The organism is Clostridium sp. CAG:43 (assembly GCF_000434655.1).
Lineage (GTDB): Bacteria > Bacillota > Clostridia > Lachnospirales > Lachnospiraceae > Otoolea > Otoolea fessa.
On record NZ_FR894986.1, the window covers coordinates 1 to 5,214 of the forward strand.

General features: G+C 45.6%; 7 protein-coding genes. 4 read left to right on the plus strand and 3 right to left on the minus strand.

Going from position 1 to position 5,214, the window contains the following annotated elements; all coding sequences use genetic code 11:
• Both QVO97_RS00435 and QVO97_RS00440 read right to left on the minus strand, forming a co-directional pair.
• Positions 1 to 199 (minus strand): cyclic nucleotide-binding domain-containing protein (locus tag QVO97_RS00435; RefSeq protein WP_288188477.1); only part of this gene is annotated, 199 nt, incomplete at its 3' end.
• 55 nt (positions 200 to 254) lie between these two features.
• Entirely contained in the window at positions 255 to 1,034 is a 780-nt protein-coding gene (locus tag QVO97_RS00440) for a DUF134 domain-containing protein (RefSeq protein ID WP_022358479.1), read from the minus strand.
• Between QVO97_RS00440 and QVO97_RS00445 the strand changes: the two genes are divergently transcribed.
• Positions 1,033 to 1,287, plus strand: a complete 255-nt coding sequence (locus QVO97_RS00445) for a hypothetical protein (RefSeq protein ID WP_288188478.1) — start codon at positions 1,033 to 1,035, stop codon at positions 1,285 to 1,287. The genes QVO97_RS00440 and QVO97_RS00445 overlap by 2 nt on opposite strands.
• Positions 1,269 to 1,442 (plus strand): aldo/keto reductase, encoded by a 174-nt coding sequence (locus tag QVO97_RS00450; protein WP_022358480.1) that lies wholly within the window; start codon positions 1,269 to 1,271, stop codon positions 1,440 to 1,442. Before QVO97_RS00445 ends, QVO97_RS00450 begins: the two co-directional genes overlap by 19 nt.
• 44 nt (positions 1,443 to 1,486) lie before the next feature.
• Here the strand turns inward: QVO97_RS00450 and QVO97_RS00455 are convergent, their stop codons facing one another.
• Positions 1,487 to 2,386 carry an AraC family transcriptional regulator gene (locus QVO97_RS00455; RefSeq protein ID WP_022358481.1) on the minus strand — a complete coding sequence of 300 codons (900 nt, stop codon included), beginning with the start codon at positions 2,384 to 2,386 and terminating at the stop codon, positions 1,487 to 1,489.
• A 117-nt stretch (positions 2,387 to 2,503) separates the two neighbouring features.
• On the opposite strand from QVO97_RS00455, the gene QVO97_RS00460 reads away from it, so the two are divergent.
• Both QVO97_RS00460 and QVO97_RS00465 read left to right on the plus strand, forming a co-directional pair.
• Positions 2,504 to 3,682: an MFS transporter gene (locus QVO97_RS00460; protein ID WP_022358482.1), complete on the plus strand. Its 1,179-nt coding sequence runs from the start codon at positions 2,504 to 2,506 to the stop codon at positions 3,680 to 3,682.
• A 567-nt stretch (positions 3,683 to 4,249) separates the two neighbouring features.
• Positions 4,250 to 5,214 (plus strand): oleate hydratase (locus tag QVO97_RS00465; protein WP_369678359.1); only part of this gene is annotated, 965 nt, incomplete at its 3' end.

The window sequence follows — 5,214 nt, forward strand, 5'->3', positions numbered from 1 at the left end:
CGCAGGAGGCGGAAAGCACACATAGTTCGCCCGGATACAGGCGGAACAGCGTTACCTCCCGCCCCTCATCAGAGAGAAGATAGGTGCGGATCTCGCCGGAAAGAATAAACAGCATTCCGAGACATTCATTGTCGCTGCTGTGAACGAACGCACCCTTTTCATAATGACGGACAAAGGCACTTCGACGTAGCGTGTCCATTTCGTGTTCGGTCAAGGATGACCAGAACGGAAGTTGTGTCAATGTGCGTTCCATATCAATGGCAGCTATGCTTACCGCAGCCGTGATTACCGCAGGTGTGACCAGCCTCGCCGTGCTCATGGTCATGGTGGTCACAGTGAACATTGGGATCGTAGCCCAGATTTCCGCTGAGCAATGCGCTCACTGCTGCGTCAGCGTCCCCACTGACACCGCCGTAGAGCTTGATGCCCGCTTCGGCCAGAGCTGCCTGGGCACCGCCACCGATGCCCCCGCAAATCAAAGTGTCCACGCCGTTCTGCATCAGGAAGCCTGCCAGTGCGCCGTGACCGCTGCCGTTGGTATCAACAACTTCCGCATGAGTGATTTTGCCGTCTGCAGCTTCATAAAGCTTGAACTGTTCGGTATGACCGAAATGCTGAAAAATTTGACCGTTTTCATAGGTAACTGCAATTTTCATAATGGAATCTCCTTTGCATTTTTTGTTGGATTTTTCTGTGTTGGCTCTCTGCATCCGGCACCAACGGCCGCAGTGGGCTGCCTCCTGCCCTCCGCAGATGCGGTAGTTTCCCCCGGTGATGTGCAGCGGTTTCCCGTGGACAAGACACGCTGCGATCTTGCGCCGTGCGACTTCGTAAATCTCCTGCACGGTAGAGCGTGAAATGTCCATTTGCGCGGCACACTGTTCGTGGGTTTGCTGCTCCAAGTCAACCAGACGAATGACCTCGTATTCGTCCAGCGTCAGCAGGATCGGCTTGGTATTCTCGCACCCATTGGGGCAGAAGGTATCAACTTGTGGTGCGCCACAAATCCGACGGCACCGTGGCGGTCTTGGCATGGACGCGTTCCTCCTTTTATTTTCGGTATATACCGATTATAACACCTCGCTCAGAAAAATCAATACAGATTTTTCAAAAGCCGCTGTAATGCTTATCAGAATCTCAAATATAAATATGGAAATCGACATTTTTGGTGCAGAGGAGATTATGTGGATGCCAGATGTTGTGGCTGGAGAACCTTTCGATGAGTCTTTAGACTCCGGCACAGGAATAGTTCTGAAGGAGGTTTTGCAATGGAATATACAACTTTAGGAAATACGGATATTCAAATCTCCAAGCTGTGTGTCGGCTGCATGAGTTTCGGCAAGGCAGGAACCATGCACGACTGGACGCTGGATGAAACAGAGAAAGTGGTCAAACACGCACTTGAAACCCTATCTTCCTCACCGCGTTGTGGGAGGCATTGACCAGAATCCCGCGGATGGCAGCCGGAAATGCAGCGCCGTCCCAATCAGCGGCTTTTCTGTTTCCGGTATTCCGTTGGGGTTAATTGGTAGCGTTTTTTGAATAATCTGCAAAAATAGTCAACGTTATGAAATCCTGTCTCAGAAGAAATGAGACTGACTTTTTTCTCGGTTTTTGAAAGCAACTGACCGGCCTGTTTTAAACGGTAGTTAATGAGATAGTTAACCGGCGTTATATGTAAATATTTCCGAAACAGATTCAAAGCGGTACTTTTACTGACCATTGCCTGTTCTGCAATGTCATCCAATGAGATACTCCGTGAGTAATTTAGATGGATAAATTGCAGCATGAGCTGTAACCGGGCTTGAGAAGCGGTTGAATGATCCTTGTGTTCTTCCTGGTATGAAATGTCTGTGTTTTCAAATATTTCCAGCCAGAGATTCTGAAGGAGAGAACTGGTAAGGAGTTCTTTGGATAGAACGGAATCCTGTGCAGAAATAATTTGCCGCATGATAGATAAAACCTTTGCTTGCCAGCATACTTTTTTATGAAATACGAGAAATGGAAATGAGGAAGAAATGATCGGCAGAATATATTTCTGATAAATCAGGCTGTCGCAAGGGGCAATAAAAGAAGGCATAAATACAAAATTGGGAATGAGGGCTTTTGAGGGAGAATAAAGGCGATGGAGTACCTTTGTATTAATGAATATGCCATTTCCTTCGGTTAAATGAAATTGGTATTCTCCAATCCACAAAGTAACGGTTCCGGATTCAATATAAATAAACTCCAATTCAGTATGCCAGTGCCATTCGATACAGTTGAAATCAAAAACGGACAGATCTTCATAGTAAAACTGGAAAGGATAGAAAGTGCTTCCGTGCTGAGCTGTCTCCATCAAATCTTCACCTGTAATGATTTTGGTATAGGTTGTATTTATATTCATAGAAACCCCACTCTTTGAAACATACTTTACGATATTATACAATAAATTTCGGAAATAAATCAATGAAAATAAAGATATTATGTTATATAATTCAATAAAAAACGAGGAGTGATGACCATGCCAAATTACCGGAAAACAAAAATAGCCTGTTATATGGGATTTATTACACAGGCAATTGCAGCTAATTTTGCCCCATTGTTATTTTTGAAATTTCATAATGATTATCAGATTGCACTTGGAAAAATCGCATTGATTTCTACCTGCTTTTTCCTTACACAGTTGTTGGTAGACCTGTTTTGTGCAAAGTTTGTGGACAAAATAGGGTATCGCATCTGTATTGTTACTTCTGAGGTATGTTCCGCAGCAGGATTGGTTGGTCTGGCTTTTTTGCCGGAGCTTTTGCCGGAACCGCTTGTTGGAATTATCCTGAGTGTGATTGTATATGCAGTCGGAAGTGGTCTGATTGAAGTGCTTTGCAGCCCGATCGTGGAGGCGTGTCCATTTGATAACAAAGAGGCAACGATGAGTCTTCTTCACTCTTTTTATTGTTGGGGAGCAGTGGGAACGATTGTGATCTCTACACTGTTTTTTGCGGTGTTTGGCATGGACAGCTGGAAATGGCTGGCTGTCTTATGGGCGCTTGTTCCGGCCATAAATATCTATAATTTTGCAACCTGTCCGATCGAGCATTTGGTAGATGAGGGGGAAGGAATGGGAATAAAAGAACTGTTTCGAAAACCTCTTTTCTGGCTTTCCATATGTTTGATGATTTGCTCCGGTGCATCAGAACTGGCTATGGCACAATGGGCATCTGCTTATGCGGAAGCTGCTCTGGGGCTGTCAAAGACAGTTGGTGACCTGGCCGGTCCCTGCATGTTTGCTGTTACAATGGGGATCAGTCGTATAATTTTCGGAAAATATGGTGATAAAATGGATCTGATGAAATTTATGATCGGATCTGGAATTTTATGTGTGATATGCTACCTGCTTGCTTCTGTATCGTTGAATCCGATATCAGGTTTGATTGGATGTATTATCTGTGGCTTTTCTGTTGGGATTATGTGGCCCGGCACAATCAGTATTTCATCAGAAAGATTTCCGGCAGGTGGAACGGCTATGTTTGCTTTGCTTGCTATGGCGGGGGACCTGGGTGGAAGCATAGGTCCGGGGATTGTTGGACGTGTTACACAAAGTGCAGGAGACAATATTCGTGCAGGTATGGGAGTTGGGCTATTGTTCCCGGTTATTTTATTAATCGTGCTTTTTATTTTTACAAGGCAAAAAAATAATAAATGAAAGCTTTTTTACAATTCATTACATAGAAGTGATAAGTCAGAAAACTGCCCAAAGAGTGATGGACTCAATTACAAAATATATTGAATCTAAGCTACTTCTAAAAGTAAATCGTAAGAAAAGTAAAATAGGAAGACCAATAGAGATAAAATACTTGGGATCCACATTTTACAATCAATTCAAAGCCAAGAAGTATAAAGCCAAAGCTCATGAAAAGTCAGTACAAAAGGTAGTAAGAAAATGGAATGACCAAAGGCAAACGGGAAGTGCCAGAAGATGATGCCCTTGACTTTTCTCCAAAAAAGTTTTACTATCAAACTACTATTAGATAGTATTAAAAACTAGATATCGGGGTAATGTAAAAAAGAAGTGGTTTGAAAGTTGAAGAAAGGCAGGGGCGATCAGGACATGAATAAGAAAGCATGGAAAGCGGGTGCGGTATCGGCACTGGCAGTTGGAGCGGGGCTGGCGGCAGCGGCGTCGAAGCGGAAAAAGGCAGGAAAAGTGGTTAAGTCGGCTTCGGATTACCGGAATACGGAACGCGGCAGCCAGGAGAAAAACAGCAAGGGAATTTATTATTCGAAGGGAAATTATGAGGCGTTTGCGCGCCCGGAGAAACCGGCGGGAATTGAGGGCAAATCGGCTTATATCGTCGGAAGTGGATTGGCTTCTCTGGCGGCGGCGTGTTTTCTTGTGAGAGACGCACAGATGCCGGGAGAAAATATCCATATTTTGGAGGCGATGGAGGTAGCAGGCGGTGCATGTGACGGTATTCAGGATCCGACCCGTGGATATGTGATGCGCGGCGGCCGCGAGATGGAGGATCATTTTGAGTGCCTGTGGGATCTGTTCCGCAGCATCCCGTCCCTGGAGGTGCCGGGGGCATCAGTTCTCGATGAATATTATTGGCTGAATAAACACGATCCGAACTACTCACTCTGTCGTGCGACGGTCAACCGAGGCGAGGACGCACACACGGACGGCAAATTCCGCTTGAGCCAGAAAGGCAGCATGGAGATCATGAAGCTGTTCTTCACGAAGGATGAGGATCTGTATGACAAATCCATTGAGGATGTGTTTGATAATGAGGTGTTTGATTCGGATTTCTGGCTGTACTGGAGAACAATGTTTGCGTTTGAAAATTGGCACAGTGCATTAGAGATGAAACGCTATTTTCAGCGTTTTATCCACCACATCGGCGGACTTCCGGATTTCTCGGCACTCAAATTTACGCGTTACAACCAGTATGAGTCGCTGATTCTGCCGATGCAGAAATATCTGGAGGCGGCAGGCGTCCAGATCCAGTTTGGCACCGAGGTTACGAATGTGCGGTTTGACATCCAGGGTAAGAAAAAGGTTGCGAAGGCGATCGAGTACGTGAAGGGCGGCGAGAAGAAGGAAATCGCGTTGACTGAGGATGATTTTGTCTTTATTACGAACGGAAGCTGTACTGAGGGAACGATCTACGGCGACCAGAATCAGGCACCGGTAGAAGGTGCGGAAGTGCGTACCAGCGGCTGCTGGAGTCTGTGGCG